At 65.5% G+C, this 15972-nt stretch carries 14 protein-coding genes and 1 tRNA gene; 12 read left to right on the forward strand and 3 right to left on the reverse strand.

What is annotated here, in order from left to right:
• Positions 1-12 precede the first annotated feature (12 nt).
• The 5 genes from PS060_RS14020 to rnr all read left to right on the forward strand — a co-directional run bounded on the left by PS060_RS14020 (position 13) and on the right by rnr (position 7383).
• Positions 13-1644 carry an MFS transporter gene (locus PS060_RS14020; RefSeq protein ID WP_273983995.1) on the forward strand — a complete coding sequence of 544 codons (1632 nt, stop codon included), beginning with the start codon at positions 13-15 and terminating at the stop codon, positions 1642-1644.
• Positions 1637-2692 carry an alanine racemase gene (alr, locus tag PS060_RS14025; protein ID WP_273983997.1) on the forward strand — a complete coding sequence of 352 codons (1056 nt, stop codon included), beginning with the start codon at positions 1637-1639 and terminating at the stop codon, positions 2690-2692. The genes PS060_RS14020 and alr overlap by 8 nt, the downstream gene beginning before the upstream one ends.
• An 88-nt stretch (positions 2693-2780) precedes the next feature.
• Positions 2781-3359: a polyhydroxyalkanoate synthesis repressor PhaR gene (gene phaR, locus PS060_RS14030; RefSeq protein ID WP_273983998.1), complete on the forward strand. Its 579-nt coding sequence runs from the start codon at positions 2781-2783 to the stop codon at positions 3357-3359.
• A gap of 61 nt (positions 3360-3420) precedes the next feature.
• The gene (locus PS060_RS14035) at positions 3421-4965 is read left to right on the forward strand and encodes an aminoacyl--tRNA ligase-related protein (protein WP_273984000.1); all 1545 of its coding nucleotides are present in this window, start codon (positions 3421-3423) and stop codon (positions 4963-4965) included.
• A gap of 108 nt (positions 4966-5073) precedes the next feature.
• Positions 5074-7383, forward strand: a complete 2310-nt coding sequence (rnr, locus tag PS060_RS14040) for a ribonuclease R (RefSeq protein WP_273984002.1) — start codon at positions 5074-5076, stop codon at positions 7381-7383.
• A gap of 3 nt (positions 7384-7386) precedes the next feature.
• On the opposite strand, the gene PS060_RS14045 is transcribed toward rnr, so the two are convergent.
• Complete coding sequence (locus PS060_RS14045) at positions 7387-7839, reverse strand: universal stress protein (protein WP_273984004.1); 453 nt, start codon at positions 7837-7839, stop codon at positions 7387-7389.
• A gap of 150 nt (positions 7840-7989) precedes the next feature.
• On the opposite strand from PS060_RS14045, the gene PS060_RS14050 reads away from it, so the two are divergent.
• The 6 genes from PS060_RS14050 (at position 7990) to PS060_RS14075 (ending at position 13999) form a co-directional block, all read left to right on the forward strand.
• Positions 7990-9405, forward strand: a complete 1416-nt coding sequence (locus tag PS060_RS14050; protein WP_273984006.1) for a 2-oxo acid dehydrogenase subunit E2 — start codon at positions 7990-7992, stop codon at positions 9403-9405.
• Between the two features lie 40 nt (positions 9406-9445).
• Positions 9446-9808 (forward strand): acyl-CoA thioesterase, encoded by a 363-nt coding sequence (locus PS060_RS14055; RefSeq protein ID WP_273984007.1) that lies wholly within the window; start codon positions 9446-9448, stop codon positions 9806-9808.
• Positions 9809-9810: 2 nt separating this feature from the next.
• Entirely contained in the window at positions 9811-11223 is a 1413-nt protein-coding gene (gene lpdA, locus PS060_RS14060) for a dihydrolipoyl dehydrogenase (RefSeq protein WP_273984008.1), read from the forward strand.
• A 16-nt stretch (positions 11224-11239) separates the two neighbouring features.
• Positions 11240-12094 (forward strand): class I SAM-dependent methyltransferase, encoded by an 855-nt coding sequence (locus PS060_RS14065; RefSeq protein WP_273984009.1) that lies wholly within the window; start codon positions 11240-11242, stop codon positions 12092-12094.
• Positions 12095-12185: 91 nt separating this feature from the next.
• Positions 12186-13352, forward strand: coding sequence for an aspartyl/asparaginyl beta-hydroxylase domain-containing protein (locus PS060_RS14070; protein ID WP_273984010.1), 1167 nt, complete (start codon positions 12186-12188; stop codon positions 13350-13352).
• A 26-nt stretch (positions 13353-13378) separates the two neighbouring features.
• Complete coding sequence (locus PS060_RS14075; RefSeq protein ID WP_273984012.1) at positions 13379-13999, forward strand: hypothetical protein; 621 nt, start codon at positions 13379-13381, stop codon at positions 13997-13999.
• 40 nt (positions 14000-14039) lie between these two features.
• Here the strand turns inward: PS060_RS14075 and PS060_RS14080 are convergent, their stop codons facing one another.
• Both PS060_RS14080 and PS060_RS14085 read right to left on the reverse strand, forming a co-directional pair.
• The gene (locus tag PS060_RS14080) at positions 14040-14753 is read right to left on the reverse strand and encodes an energy transducer TonB (protein WP_273984014.1); all 714 of its coding nucleotides are present in this window, start codon (positions 14751-14753) and stop codon (positions 14040-14042) included.
• A tRNA-Ser gene (locus tag PS060_RS14085) sits at positions 14713-14802 on the reverse strand. Before PS060_RS14085 ends, PS060_RS14080 begins: the two co-directional genes overlap by 41 nt.
• An 87-nt stretch (positions 14803-14889) precedes the next feature.
• On the opposite strand from PS060_RS14085, the gene PS060_RS14090 reads away from it, so the two are divergent.
• Positions 14890-15939: a lytic murein transglycosylase gene (locus PS060_RS14090; protein WP_273984016.1), complete on the forward strand. Its 1050-nt coding sequence runs from the start codon at positions 14890-14892 to the stop codon at positions 15937-15939.
• The last annotated feature ends 33 nt before the right edge of the window (positions 15940-15972 follow it).

Raw genomic sequence — 15972 nt, forward strand, 5'->3', positions numbered from 1 at the left:
GATGTAACAGACATGGCAGAGGCGCAGGCGCTCGCAGATCGCGAGCCGTCCGAGAAGGAAATCCGTCTGGTGATCGGCGCATCATCGGCGGGCACCATCTTCGAATGGTACGATTTCTTCATTTACGGCACGCTGGCCTACATCCTGAAGGACGCCTTCTACGCCACCGACAATGAAACGCTGGGCCTGCTGCTGGTGTGGTCGACCTTCGCGGTCGGTTTCGCCTTCCGCCCGCTGGGCGCGGTGCTGTTCGGCTTTCTGGGGGACAGGCTGGGCCGCAAATACACCTTCCTCGTGACGGTTACCCTGATGGGCATAGCGACTGCTGGCGTCGGCCTGATCCCCACTGTCGACACGATCGGCATGGCAGCGCCAATCATCGTCATTCTGCTTCGGGTCATTCAAGGGCTGGCACTGGGCGGGGAATACGGCGGCGCTGCGATCTACGTGGCCGAACACGCGCCGCCCGAGAAGCGCGGCTTTTACACGAGCTTCATCCAGGCGAGCGTTGCGGGAGGGTTTGTCCTGTCGATCATCGTCGTGCTCGCCTGCCGCGCGCTGATCCCGGCCGAAGCCTTTGCCGCCTGGGGCTGGCGTGTGCCGTTCCTGCTGTCGATCGCGCTGCTGGCGATTTCGCTGTGGATGCGTCTCAAACTGTCGGAAAGCCCTGTGTTCCAGGCGATGAAGGCCGCCGGGGAGACGTCCGGCAATCCTTTCGTCGAAAGCATGACCTATCCCGGCAATCCCAAGCGGCTGTTTGTCGCGCTGTTCGGGATCACCGGCATCCTGACGACGGTGTGGTACACCGGGTTCTTCTCGGCGATGAGCTTCCTGCGTGGGCCCATGCACGTCGCCGACCTGACGGTCGAGCTGGTGCTGCTGGTGTCGGGCCTTGTCGTGATGAGTTTCTATGTGGTCGTCGGCAAGTGGTCCGACAGGGTGGGGCGCAAGCTGCCGATCATCATCGGTTCGGTGCTGAGCCTCGCGCTGCTGTTCCCGCTGTTCTGGCTGATGGGCAGCTTTGCCAACCCCGGCCTTGCGGCGGCGGCAGAGAAGGCGCCCGTGGTGGTCAGCGGGCCGGCCTGCGAGACCGATCCCTTCGCCGAAATGTTCCAGCGCGAGCAGACCGATTGCGGCAAGGTGCTTGAAACCCTCACGGCGTCGGGGGTGAAATATACCCTGACCGAGGGTGACATTGTCAGCATCACGGTTGGCGGCAATGCCGTTCCGGTCGACCCGGCATGGTTCGCCGACGGCGCTGCACGCAAAGCGGGGATCCATGCGGCGCTGGGCCTGTATGGCTTTGACTTCGCCAAACAGGAGCCGCCGCTGGCCAACGTCATCGGCATCGTTGCCGTCCTGCTGGCGCTGGGGATGCTTTCGGCGCTCACCTATGGCTCGGTCGCGGCGCTGCTGTCCGAGATGTTCCCCCCGCGCATCCGCTATTCCTCGATGTCGATTCCCTATCACATCGGGGCAGGCTATCTCGGCGGGTTCCTGCCGCTGATCGCGGGCGTGATCGTGGCGCGCACCGGGGATATCTATGCGGGTCTGTGGTACACCTGGGCCGTGGTCGCCTTCGGACTGCTGGTGGCCTGGTGGGGTATCCCCGGCGGCCCGCCGCGAGACTTCGCGGATGACTGACGCGCCATTGCCGCCGCCGCCTGCGACGCTGCGCCTCACTGTCGACCGCGACGCCCTTGCCGCCAACTGGCGCGCGCTCGACGCGCTGTCGGGCGCGGGACGCGCCGGTGCGGCGGTCAAGGCTGACTGCTATGGCCTCGGCGTCGATCCTTGCGTGCCGGTGCTGCGCGATGCGGGCTGCACCGATTTCTTCGTCGCCCATTGGAGCGAGGTTGCGCCGGTCATCGCCCATGTGCCGGCAGCGCAGGTAGCGGTGCTCCACGGCGTGCTGTCCGAAGCCGAATGTGCCTATGCCCGCGCCACCGGAGCGGTGCCGGTCATCAATTCGCTCGATCAGGCGCGGCGCTGGTCGGCAAGCGGCGGGGGACGCTGCCACCTGATGGTCGATACCGGCATCAACCGACTGGGCATTGCTCTGGCCGAAATGGGCGATCCAGCCATCGCCGCGCTCGATGTCGACATCCTGATGAGCCACCTTGCCAGCGCCGACGAGCGGACCGCGATGAACCGGATGCAGGCCGAATTGCTGCGCGAGGCGGCAGATACGATTGCGCACCGGCGCCTCAGCCTGGCCAACAGCGCAGGGGTTGCACTGGGAGAAAGCTTCGCCTTCGATCTCACGCGCCCGGGCCTTGCGCTTTACGGCGGTGTCCCGCGCGAGGAACTTGCCGATGTGATCCGCCCCGTTGTCCGGGTGGAAGCGTGTCTGATGCAGACCCGGCAGATCGCGCCGGGCGAGGGCGTGGGCTATAACGCGACCTTCATCGCCAACACCCACATGCGGGTCGGCACGGTGTCGATCGGCTATGCCGACGGCTTCCTGCGCGCCCGCGGGCCGGGCAATGCCCTGTCGCATCAGGGTCGCGCGCTGCCGATCCTGGGGAAGGTCTCGATGGACATGGTGGTGGTCGACCTTGCCGCCGCCCCTGACCTTGCCCCCGGCGACTGGCTGGAGGTGCCCTGGGACATTGCCAGTGCTGCGCAGCAAAGCGCTCTTTCGCCCTACGAAATGCTGACCGTGATCGGTCAACGCCTGCGCCTGCCCTGACCGCTTCGACAGGCGCTTATTGCACTGCAATGTGTGCAGGTGCTAAGAGAGCGTCACCGGGGGTCAACAATCGGGGTAAAAACAGAACATGGTCGGCAGGACGAAAACAGCATCGAACGAAACGGGCGATGAGGTCATCATCAAGAAATACGCCAATCGGCGGCTCTACAACACGCGTTCTTCGAGCTACATCACGCTTGAAGACCTGTCGAAGATGGTGCGCGAAAACGTCGATTTCACGGTTCTTGATGCCAAGACCGGGGACGACATCACCCATTCGATCCTCACCCAGATCATCATGGACGAGGAATCGAACGGCGCGCAGCAGATGCTCCCCGTCAGCTTCCTCAGGCAGCTGATCGGAATGTATGGCAATTCGATGCAGGCGCTGATGCCGTCCTATCTCGAAGCCAGCATGGCCAATTTCCGCGACAACCAGTCGAGGATCCGCGAAGCCTTCGAAAAGGGCATCAGCGCGACGCCCTTTGCCGCCATCCATGAAACCAACATGGCAATGATGCGCGCTGCAGCCGATGTGTTCTTGCCCGGCATGGGCAAGGCCAAGGACAAGCCCGCTGCCCCAGCGAGCGACACCAAGGACGAGCTTGCCGCCTTGCGCGAACAGATGGCGGCGATGCAAAAGAAGCTGGACGAACTCGGCAAATAGCCCGAAGGGCGCCCGCGCGCAGCGGTAACAGCCGCATCCGTTCAAGCAGGAAGAATTCCCCGTGTCCCAGATCCGCCACGCGCTCACCGTCAAGCGCGAAGACGACTTTGCCAAGTGGTATCAGGAGGTGATCTCCGCCGCCGACCTCGCCGAGGAATCGGGGGTGCGCGGCTGCATGGTCATCAAGCCGTGGGGCTACGGCATCTGGGAGCGCATCCAGCGGTTGATGGACGACCGGATCAAGGCAGCGGGGGTGCAGAACTGCTACTTCCCGCTGTTCATCCCGCTCGCCAACTTCACCCGTGAGGCCGAGCACGTCGAAGGCTTCGCCAAGGAAATGGCGGTCGTCACCCACCACCGCCTGATCGCCGACGGCAAAGGCGGGCTGATCCCCGATCCCGAGGCGAAGCTCGAAGAGCCGCTGGTGGTGCGCCCGACCTCGGAAACGATCATCGGCGATGCCATGGCGCGCTGGGTGCAATCGTGGCGTGATCTCCCGTTGCTCACCAACCAGTGGGCCAATGTGGTGCGCTGGGAGATGCGCACGCGGATGTTCCTGCGCACCAGCGAATTCCTCTGGCAGGAAGGCCATACCGCGCACGAGAACCGCGAGGATGCGCTCGCAGAAACCCACCGCGCGCTCGAAATGTATCGCGCCTGCGCCGAGGATGACCTCGCGCTCCCCGTGATTGCGGGTGAGAAGCCCGAGAACGAGCGTTTCCCTGGCGCCGTCGAGACCTGGTCGATCGAAGCGATGATGCAGGATGGCAAGGCGCTCCAGGCGGGCACCAGCCACTATCTCGGCACCAATTTCGCCCATGCGGCGGGCATCCAGTTCCAGGACCGCGAGGGCACCCAGCAATATTGCCACACCACCAGCTGGGGCGTGTCGACGCGGCTGATCGGCGGGGTCATCATGACCCACGGCGATGATGATGGCCTGCGCGTGCCCCCCGCGATCGCGCCGCAGCAGATCGTCATCATCCCGATGCTGCGCGAAGCGCCGGAAGATGCCGAGCTGATCGCCTATTGCGAAACCGTGCGCGCCGCGCTCGCATCGCAGACCGCGCTGGGCGAGCGGGTGCGCGTGCTGCTCGACAAGACCCCCGGCAAGGCGGCGGCCAAGCGGTGGGACTGGGTGCGCAAGGGCGCGCCTGTCATCATCGAGGTCGGCCCGCGCGACATGGCTGAAGGCAAGATTGCCGTGCTGCGCCGCGACCAGCTGTGGAACACCGCCAACGGCAAGCCCGCCTTCACCTATCCCGCCCATGCCGATTTCGCAGGCGAGGCAGGCGCGGTGCTCGAAGCGATCCAGCACGGTCTCTACGAGGAAGCCCGCGCGCGGCGCGATGCCAATATCACCCGCGGTGTGACCGAGTGGCAGGCGGTGGTCGACCACTTCGAGAAGGGCGGCAAGTATCCGGGCTGGGTCGAGGTCGAATGGGCCAAGCCCACTGGCGCGGCGCTGGAAGCGGTGGTCGAGAAGCTGAAGGCGGTGAAACTCACCATCCGCAACGTGCCGCGTGGGGGCGATGCGGCCAGCGGTGCTTGCATCTTCACCGGCGCGCCCGCAACCGAGCGCATACTCGTGGCACGCGCCTATTGATCCCTTCCTTCGTCCTGATCGTGGCGAAGGGCCGTGTCTCTCCAAGGCACGGTATAAAAGGGAAAGGCAGGGCTTCGACAAGCTCAGCCTGAACGGCTAAGGGGGGTCATGCCAAAACCTCCCAAGCTGCCGCAGGGCTTTCCGACGCCCGCTCAGGTGCTCGACTTCATCCAGTCCTCCAGCATTCCCGCCGGCAAACGCGAGATTGCCAAGGCCTTCGGGCTCAAGGGCCAGGAGAAGATCAAGCTTAAGGCGCTGCTCAAGGACATGGCCGAGGAAGGGCTGATCGACGGATCGAAAAGCGCCTTCCACCGCATGGGCGGCGTGCCCAAGGTGACGACGCTCAGGATCGTCGATGTCGATGATGGCGATCTGATCGCCGAGCCCGACAATTGGGACCCCGAGGCTCCGGGCAAGCCGCCACGCCTCACCATCCGCGAACCGCGTCCCAAGCCCGGCGTGAAGCGCCCGCCGGCCTTGAAGCGCGGCGACCGCGTGCTCGCCCGCACCGAGGAGACCGAGACGGGCTGGCGCGCCCATGTCATGAAAAAGCTCCCCGCGCGCACCGAAGGGCTGATGGGGATTGTCGAGATCGACAAGACCGGCAAGGCGTGGCTCGCCCCGGTCGACAAGCGCGTGCGCCAGTCCACCCCGATTGCCGACCGCGGCGAGGCCGAGGCAGGACAGCTGGTGATCGCCGAGCGTGTGGGGCGCTCCGAACGCGCAGGCGTGAAGGTGGTGGAAGTGATCGGCGATCCTCTCGCCCCTCGCTCTTTCAGCATGATCGCGATTGCCAAGCACGGCATCCCGCACATCTTCCCCGAAGAGGTGCTGGACGAAGCCCCCCGCGCCGCCAAGCTGAAGCTGTCGGACAAGGCGCGCGAAGACCTGCGCCATCTGCCCATCGTCGCCATCGACCCCGCCGACGCGCGCGACCATGACGATGCGATCTGGGCCGAGCCGGACGGGCAGGGCGGGTTCAACGCGCTGGTCGCGATTGCCGACGTGTCGTTCTACGTCCGCCCCGGCTCCGCGCTCGACCGCGAGGCGAGGAAGCGCGGCAATTCGGTCTATTTCCCTGACCGGGTGGTGCCGATGCTGCCTGAGGTTCTGTCGGCCGATGTGTGCTCCTTGAAGGAGGGCGAGGATCGCGCGGCGATGGCCTGCCATCTTCACATCAATGCCGATGGCAAAGTCAGCAGCTTCCGCTTCACCCGCGCGCTGGTGCGGATCGCGCACAACATCGCCTATGAAGACGCGCAGAAGGCGGTCGACGCTGGCAATCCGCCCGAATACCTCGCCAACCTGTGGGCCGCATGGAAGGCGCTCGCCGCAGCGCGCGATGCCCGCGATCCGCTCGAACTCGAACTGCCCGAGCGGCGCGTGGTGCTTGATGAGCAAGGTCGCATCGCCTCGATCGCCATTCGCGAGCGGCTCGATGCGCACCGGGTGGTCGAGGATTTCATGATCGCCGCCAATGTCGCCGCCGCCAAGGCGCTCGAGGCCAAGACCGCGCCGGTGGTCTATCGCATCCACGAACCGCCGAGCCGCGAGAAGCTGATTGCCTTGCGCGATTATCTCGCCACGATGGGCAAGAAGCTGGCGCTGGGGCAAGTGGTGACGCCGGGCCTGTTCAACCGGATGCTCAAGGATATCTCCGACGAGGCCGAAAAGGCGCTCGTCATGGAGGCGGTGCTGCGCAGCCAGACCCAGGCCTATTACGGCCCTGCCAATGCCGGGCATTTCGGCCTCAGCCTCGGCTCCTACGCCCACTTCACCTCGCCGATCCGCCGCTATTCCGACCTCTTGGTGCACCGCGCGCTGGTCGATGCCTACAAGCTGGAGCAACCCGCCCCGCCGGGATCGATCCCCGCGACCTCGGGCCTGTCGGATCGCGACCGCGCCAGCTTGCAGCAGATCAGCGACGCGATCAGCCAGACCGAGCGCCGCGCGATGGAGGCCGAACGCGACACCATCGACCGCTATGTCGCAGCCTGGCTTTCAGGGCGCGTGGGCGAGGTGTTCGACACGCGCATTACCGGCGTGCAGGCCTTCGGCTTCTTTGCCACCATTGTTGGCCTCGGCGGGGATGGGCTGGTGCCGATCTCGACGCTGGGGGGTGAGTATTTCCGCCATGACGAAGCCGCCCACGCGCTTATCGGCAGCGACAGCGGGACGACCTACGCCAGCGGTGATCGGCTGAAGCTCAAGCTGGCCGAGGCCAATCCGCTGACCGGGGCATTGAAGTTCGTTCTGCCCGATGCCGATGCTCGCGCCATCGAACCGCGCGGCAACCGTCCCGATGACCGCAGGCGCGGTGGGGGCGGTCAAGGCACTCCGCCGAAAAAGGCAGGAAAGTTCATGGTCGGCAAGCGCGGGCGGCCCGGCAACATCCGCCATCAAGGCCGCAAGAAGTAAGCCTCAGGCGGCGTGGTCGCTTGCGGTTTCGTCGTAATCGGCGGGGATGATGTAAAGCGGGCAGGGAAGCGTCCCGGCCGCCGCCGAAAAGTGCGTCACCAGCGGCCCGGGGCCAGCGCCCTTTGCTGCCCCCAGCACGAGGGCTGCAACCTCGCTATGTTCGGCAAGGAACTCGCTGACGATCTTCTGGCCTTGACCGATCTTGACCGAAATCGTCGGCATGATCCCGCTTTCGGCAAGCAGATTGCCCGCCACGCCATGCGCGAGCATCTCGGCCCGGTCGCGTGCCTCGGCCTCGATGGTGGCCTGCACCGCGCCGAACGCGCTGAAGTTCTGCTGCGGCACAAGCGCGAGCAGGTGCACCGCGCCCCCCACCTTCACCGCCCGGCGCGCGGCATAGCGCAGCGCGGCAGTTGCCTCCTCGCTCTCGTCGATGATGACCAGAAATGTGCGCATCGTCTCAGCCCCGTTAGAGCCGCGGGGTATCAATGCATTCGTATGGATTGGCAAGTCCCGCCCGCCGATTGACCATTCTGGGCCTTGCCCGCCGCTAGGGAATTGGCCAGAGAAGCCGCCAAGGATCGATTACGGGAGTTTCAACGGATCATGGCCCTCGACATCAAGATGCCGGCTTTGTCGCCCACCATGGAAGAGGGCACGCTCGCCAAGTGGCTGGTCAAGGTGGGAGATACGGTGAGCTCCGGCGACGTGATGGCCGAGATCGAGACCGACAAGGCGACGATGGAGTTCGAAGCGGTCGATGAAGGCGTGATCGCCGAGATCCTGATCGAAGAAGGCACGGAAGGCGTGAAGGTCGGCGCGGTGATCGCGCGGCTCGCGGTCGAAGGCGAGGACGCCGCGCCCGCGCCCGCGCCCGCCGCTCCTGCTGCCGAAGCGCCTGCCGCAGATGGCCCGGCCGCGACCCCGACGGCACGCAAGCTCGCTGAGGCCAACGGCATCGATCTGGCCAGCCTGACCGGCACCGGCCCCAAGGGCAAGATCACCAAGGAAGATGTCGAGGCTGCGATTGCCAAGGGCGGCGGCGCACCGGTCGCTCCGCCGCCTGCGCCCGCTCAGGCGGCCGCCGCCCCGGCTGCGCCTGCCGCCTCGGGCGAGCGCATCATCGCCTCCCCGCTCGCCAAGCGGATCGCGGCGGACAAGGGGATCGAACTCGCTCAGGTCAAGGGCACCGGTCCCAATGGCCGGATCGTGAAGGAAGATGTCGAGAACTTCACGCCGAGCGCCGCAGCACCCGCCGCCGCCCCGGCTGCCGCAGCGAGCGCGCCTGCACCTGCTGCAACGCCTGCTCCGGCCCCCGCCATCGAAGGCGGCGCGCCCTTTGCCGAGGAAAAACTCTCGGGCGTGCGCAAGGTCATTGCCCGCCGCCTGACCGAGAGCAAGCAGACCGTCCCGCACTTCTACCTCACCATCGACATCCGCCTCGACCCGCTGCTGGAGCTGCGCAGCCAGCTCAACAAGTCGCTGGAGCCCGACGGGGTGAAGCTGTCGGTCAACGACCTCCTCATCAAGGCGCTCGCCCGTGCGCTGATGCGGGTGCCGCAGTGCAATGTCAGCTTCCACGGCGACACGCTGCGCCGCTATAGCCGCGCCGACATTTCGGTGGCGGTTGCCGCGCCCTCGGGTCTGATCACCCCGGTGATTACCAATGCCGACACCAAAGGCCTCGCCGCGATCTCGACCGAGATGAAGACGCTGGCGGGCAAGGCGCGCGACGGCAAGCTGATGCCGCACGAATACCAGGGCGGCACGGCGAGCCTCTCCAACCTTGGGATGTTCGGGATCAAGCAGTTCGACGCGGTGATCAACCCGCCCCAGAGCATGATCCTCGCGGTCGGGGCGGGGCAGCAGCAGCCCTATGTGGTGAACGGTGCGATCGAAGTCGCAACCGTGCTCCACGCCTCGGGCAGCTTCGACCACCGCGCCATCGACGGCGCCGACGGCGCGCAGCTGATGGAAGCGCTCAAGCAGCTGGTCGAGAACCCGATGGGGCTGGTGGTCTAGCACTATGCCTGCGGGCGAACTGACAATCCGGGCAACAGCCATGCCCGCCGACACCAACCCCTATGGCGGGGTGTTCGGCGGGTGGCTGATGGCGCAGATGGCATTGGGCGCAGGGTCGCTCGCAAGCCGCGTGGGGCAGGGCAAGGCCGTGGTTGTTGCCGCGAGCGACTTCGCCTTCCCCGGCGCGATGGCGGTGGGGGACGAGCTCAGCGTCTATTGCGACGTCCTCGCCACCGGCACCACCTCGCTCACCATCGCTGCCGAGGCCACCGCCCGCGAGCGCAATGGCGAGGCGACGCAGACCGTCGCGCGCGGCACCTTCAAATTCGTCCTGATCGGCGAGGATGGGCGCCCGCGCGCGCTGCTCGCCAATCCCCAACTCCTCCTCCCCAAGGATGACTGACAATGGCTACTGAATATGACGTGATCGTGCTCGGTTCCGGCCCCGGCGGCTATGTCGCGGCGATCCGCTGCGCGCAGCTTGGGCTCAAGACCGCCATCGTCGAGCGCGAGAACCTGGGCGGCATCTGCCTCAACTGGGGCTGCATCCCGACCAAGGCGATGCTGCGCTCGGCCGAGATCTTCCACTACATGAACCACGCGGGCGATTATGGCCTCAAGGTGGCTGGCCAGATCGAGGCCGACCTTGCCGCCATCGTCAAGCGCAGCCGCGGGGTGGCCAAGCAGCTCAATCAGGGCGTCACGCACCTGATGAAGAAGAACAAGATCGCGGTGCACATGGGCGAGGGCACGCTGACCGGTGCAACCAGCCTGACGGTCAAGAGCGAGAAAGGCGAGGAACAGCTCACCGCCAAGCACATCATCGTCGCCACCGGCGCGCGCGCGCGAGACCTTCCTTTCGCCAAGGCGGATGGCAAGCGCGTGTGGACCTATCGCCACGCCATGACCCCGGTAGAGCTTCCCGAAAAGCTGCTCGTGATCGGATCGGGCGCGATCGGGATCGAATTCGCCAGCTTCTACAACGATCTCGGCAGCGAGGTGACGGTGGTGGAAATGCTCGACCGGATCGTGCCGGTGGAGGATGCGGATGTTTCGACCTTCCTTGAGAAGAGCCTCAAGAAGCAGGGCATCACCATCATGACCGGCGCCGGGGTCGAAGGCATCACGGTGTCCGACACAGGCATCAAGGCCAATATCAAGGCGAAGGACGGCAAGGTTGCCGAAAGCGACTTCACCCATGTGATCGTCGCCATCGGGATCGTGCCCAATACCGAAAGCATCGGCCTCGACAAGCTTGTCGAGATGGAGCGCGGCTTCATCCAGATCGACCCCTATGGCCGCACCAAGTCCAAGGGACTGTGGGCGATCGGCGACTGCACCCCGGGGCCGTGGCTGGCGCACAAGGCGAGCCACGAGGGCGTGACTGCCGCCGAAGCGATCGCCAAGGAACTCGGCAACACCGACGTCCACCCGCACCCCTTGAACCGCAACAACATTCCGGGCTGCACCTATTGCCACCCGCAGATCGCCTCGGTCGGCCTCACCGAAGCCAAGGCGAAAGAGGCAGGCTACGAGGTCAAGGTCGGCAACTTCCCCTTCATCGGCAACGGCAAGGCCATCGCGCTGGGCGAGGCCGAAGGTTTCATCAAGACCGTGTTTGACGCGAAGACCGGAGAACTCCTCGGGGCGCACATGGTCGGCGCGGAAGTGACCGAGCTGATCCAGGGCTACACCGTCGGCAAGACGCTCGAGACCACCGAGGCGGAGCTCATGCAGACCGTCTTCCCGCACCCGACCCTTTCGGAAATGATGCACGAGAGCGTGCTCGATGCCTACGGGCGGGCGCTGCATTTCTGATGACAGGAGATCTCCCATGACCCAATCTGCACCCGAAGCGCTGAAGGGCGAGGATTGGGCCGGGGAGATGGGTGAGCGCTGGCTTGCCAGCCTCGACCGCTTCGAGGGCATGATCGCCCCCATCGGTGCGGCGCTGCTCGCGCGGGCGGATTACGCAAAGGGCGAGCGCGTGCTCGACTTGGGGTGCGGTGGCGGCGCGACGACGCTGGCGATTGCCGAAGCGGTGGGGCCGAATGGCGCGGCGCTCGGGCTCGACATTGCGCCCATGCTGATCGCGCAGGCCAAGGCGCGGGCGGCCGCAGCGGCGAGCCCCGCGCGCTTTGTATGTGCCGATGCGGCGACAGCGGCGCTCGATGAACCGCCCTTCGACCGGCTGTTCTCGCGCTTCGGATCGATGTTCTTCGAGGCACCTGTGCCCGCCTTCACCAATCTTCGCGGATGGCTCAAGCCGGGGGCACGCATCGACCTTGCGGTGTGGGCGCACCCGCGTGACAATGCCTGGATGATGGAGATGATGGGCGTGGTTCGCAGCCACGTCGACGTCCCCCCCGCCGTCCCGCGCGCGCCTGGGCCTTTCGCCTTCGAGGATCTGAGCTATCTCGAAGCGATCCTGACGGAAGCGGGCTTTGGCGCGATGGAGGCGGTTGCCTATGAGGGCGAACAGCCTGTCGGCGGGCCGAATGCAACGCCGCAGGAGGCGACTGCCTTTGCGCTCGCGTCGATGGCTGCGGGGCGAATCCTTGCAGAGCAGGGCGAGGCCGTTCTGGCCGCAGCCCGCGCTGACCTTACCGCCATGTTCACGCGTTTCCACCGCGAAGGGGAGGGCGTGATGCTCGGTTGCAAGGCGTGGTTGGTATCGGCGCAGGCCTGACACGCGACTTTTCCGGAGCATTTTTCAACGCTGAACCGTGCCTCACGCAAGACGACTTGCTTTCATCAGGAAATGATCGCAATTCGTCGAAATGAGTTTGCCCGAACCCGATCTGGCCCAACGCCTGGCCGCTGCTGACCGCGCGCTTGGCGCAGGCAGCCTCGTTCAGGCCCGCAACATCCTTGAAGAAGCCGCGCGTTTCGATCCGCCCTCGCTGCCGCTGTGGCAGCGCCTTGCGACGGTGCGCAAGATGGCCGGCGCGCCGGTGCTCGCGGTGGATGCGATCGACCGCGCGCTGGCGCTCGCCCCGCTCGATTTCGTCAATCTGCTGATGCGTGCGCATCTGCTTGATTCGATGGGCCATCCCGAAGCGGGCGAGGCCTATGGCCGCGCGCTCGCGCAACCGCGGCCCGATCCGCTGCCGCCGATGTTCCAGGCGACCATCGCGCGCGGGCAAGCCTTGTGGGCGCAGCATCAGCAATCGCTCAACGGACGGCTTGGCGAAGCGGTCGAAGCAAGCGGCGCTGATCTCACACCGGCCGAGCGGCGCCGGGTCGAGCGTTTCGCCAGTAACATTGCCCGCATGACCCGCGCCTATCATTCCGAGCCGACCCACTTCAGCTGGCCCGGCCTGCGCGAACGCGAGTTCCACGATCGCGAGGCGTTTCCTTGGCTGGCCGATCTCGAAGGCCTCACCCCGGCAATCCGGGCGGAGATGGATGCGGTTGCCAACGCCCCCGAGGCGGTGCTGGTGCCCTATGTCAAATACAACGCCAGCGAGCCGCTCGCCCAGTGGCGCGATTTGAACCATAACCGTGACTGGACGGCGATCCATCTGATCGAGCGGGGAGAAACGCTCGCTCCCAACGCTGCGCGCTGCCCGGTGACGATGGAATTCCTCAGCAGGATGGAGCAGCCGCATATCGCTGGGTGCGCGTCCAATGCGATGTTCTCGCTGCTCGCCCCCAAGACCCACATCCCGCCCCATGTCGGCGTCGCCAATTTCCGCCTGCTGTGCCACCTGCCGCTGGTCGTTCCGAACCGCTGCTGGTTCCGGGTTGGGGCCGAAACCCGCGACTTTGCCGGAGGGCAGGCCTGGGTGTTCGACGACACCATCGAGCATGAGGCGAAGAACGAGACCGATCAGCTGCGTGTCATCCTGATCTTCGACATCTGGCACCCTGACCTCTCGCCGGCAGAGCGGCAGGCGATCCAGGCGGCCGTGAGCGCAGCGGCGATGCCGGTTGGGGCGCTCTAAAACTTGCCAAAGGGGGGAGTGGCACGATGCGTGATGTGAAAGTGAGCTTCCCCAAGCCCTGTGACCAGCCTTGGGAGGCGATGGCACCGCACGGCTGCAGCCGCCACTGTGCGGCGTGCGACACGGTGATCCACGATCTTGAACACATGACGGCCGATGAGGCTGAAGCCCTGCTCGATAGCGGCACCGAAGTGTGCGTTCGCGCGAGGATCGCGCCGGACGGGGTGGTAAAGCTCAAGCCTGCGGGCCGCAGCACCGGGCGGCGGCTCGTCGCAGCCGCCAGCGCCTCGCTCATGCTGGCAACCGCCGCCTGCCAGACCGCGCCCGACAGCGCCGAACCGCGCTACCGGATCACCGGTAAGTTCCCCTGGAAAGACCAGCTTTACGATGCAGAACTGACCTCGGCCGATGGTCGCAAATGGCCGGTGCGGCGCGAGCCGGGCACCGGTCGCTTCATCTTCGACAACCTTGTGCCCGGGGTCTATGTGCTCTCGACGATCGGGGACTGCGGCACACGGCAGGTGGTCGAGACGATCACCATCGACGCCGCCTCGGTCGATCTCGGCCGCGCCGCACCCGAATCCGACGACAGCTGCATCATTATCGGCGTGATGGTTCCGGCGGATAACCGCAGGCTGCGAGGGTAGTCAGAAGGGCAGGGCCGAGGGAGCCTTATTGGCGCCCAACTCAGCGGAACAGCACTTGCAGCAGCAGGGCCTGCGGCTTTTGGCGGCATCGCTCGAAGGCCTGACCCCACCTTTCCTCGAACAGGGCTACACCCTTTTTCACCTTGGCGGTGTTGCCCCCGTTCATCAGTCCAATCGTCTGTAGCCCGAGCATCATGTTGTACAGTTCATGCTCCGTCACCGGCTTGTCAGGATTGGCCGATTGCCACCAGGCAAGATCCAGCAGGAACTGTTCGCAGCGATATTCGCCTGCCAGACCGTCCCCTTCGGCATAGGCCGCAAATTTGAACGGGATGGTGGCAATGATGGGGATGACGCTGCCTTGCGCGTCCTGTGCAGGCGCAAAGCGGAAGCTCTGCGCGGCTGCGAGGGCGATGCGATCAAGTTCGGGAACACCGCTCGATTGCGAGACCCGCGCTTCGCTCAAAACGCCTTCGGTCGTCAGGATTCCGGAGACCGTGACATCACCATGATGCCCAAGCGCCTTTTCGGCTGCGGGCAGAACCGGAAAATCACCTTCGGTCAATTTGGGTCTGATTTTGACCTGCGCGCGATTCGCGGTCGCTTCAGTCCAGGCAGCGCTTTCCTGAGGAGCAGCCGTGTCTTCGGCGGGCTGTGCGGCAACCAGGGCGGCTGCAAGCATAATCGGCGACATGACGACCCCCAAGTTTGTTTGGCGGACAGGGTGGGATTCGAACCCACGGTAGGCTTGCACCTACGGCGGTTTTCAAGACCGCTGCCTTAAACCACTCGGCCACCTGTCCTTGCAGTGCCCCCTAGCCACACTTGCGCTGTGAGTCATCCCCGTTCCGTTGTTGGGAATTCAGCCAGAGTGTGACATCCAAGGCGCGATGATTCCCCGGCTTCTCCCTGCTGCTGCGCTTGCCCTTGCGGCCCTTGCCACGCTTGGCGCGCCCCCCGCGTCGGCTCCGGCGACGGCGCAGGCGAGTGTCGATAGCGTGTCGTTCGATGCCTATCTAGAACTCTTGAAGGCCCGCGCCCGCGCCGAGGGTGTGCGGGAGGATACACTCGACCGCATGACCGCAGGGCTCACGCCCAACCCCCGGGTGATTGCGCTCGACAACAACCAACCCGGCAGCGCCACGACGCGCGGCTACCCGCCGATGTCGAACTATATCGCGACCCATGTCGATGCCGCGCGCATTGGCGGGGGGCGGGCCGTTTATGGCCAGCACCGCGATCTGCTCGCGCGGATCGAGGCGCAATATGGTGTGCCGGGAGCGATCATCGTCGCGATCTTCGGGCACGAGACTAGCTATGGCCGGGTGAAGGGTGACTTCGATCTCGCCCGAAGCCTTGCCACGCTCGCATGGGAGGGCCGCCGCCGCGAATTGTTCGCAGGCGAGTTCGTGGCCTTGATGAAGATTGCTGAGCGCGGTTACGACCGCTCGCAATTGGTCGGCTCCTATGCAGGCGCCTTTGGCAATCCGCAGTTCCTCCCGAGTGTCTATCTGCGGCTTGCGACCGATGGCGATGGGGACGGGCGCGCGGACATCTTCACCAACCGCGCAGACACCTTCGCCTCGATCGCCAACTATTTCCGCGACGCGGGATGGCGACCCGGTCAGCCCTGGGGCGTGCGCGCCAGCGTTGCGCCCGGGTTCGATGCCGCCGCTTATCGCACCCGGCTCGTCTCGCCCGTATGCCCGCGCGTCCACGAACGGCTCAGCCGATGGATGACTGTGGCCGAATGGCGCGCGGCCGGCGTGGTAGCGCAAGGTGGCCTTGCCGATGATGTGATGGTCGCCTTCTTTCAGCCCGACGGGCCCGGTGCCCCTGCCTGGCTGCTGACGGGCAATTATCGCGCGATCCTCGAATATAACTGCTCGAGCTACTATGCTCTGAGCGTCGGGTTGCTCGCTGACGAAATCGTGAACTGAGCCGCCGCCCTGCCTCGCCAATCCGATGGGCGG

This window comes from Erythrobacter sp. BLCC-B19 (assembly GCF_028621955.1).
In the GTDB taxonomy this organism is placed as follows: domain Bacteria; phylum Pseudomonadota; class Alphaproteobacteria; order Sphingomonadales; family Sphingomonadaceae; genus Erythrobacter.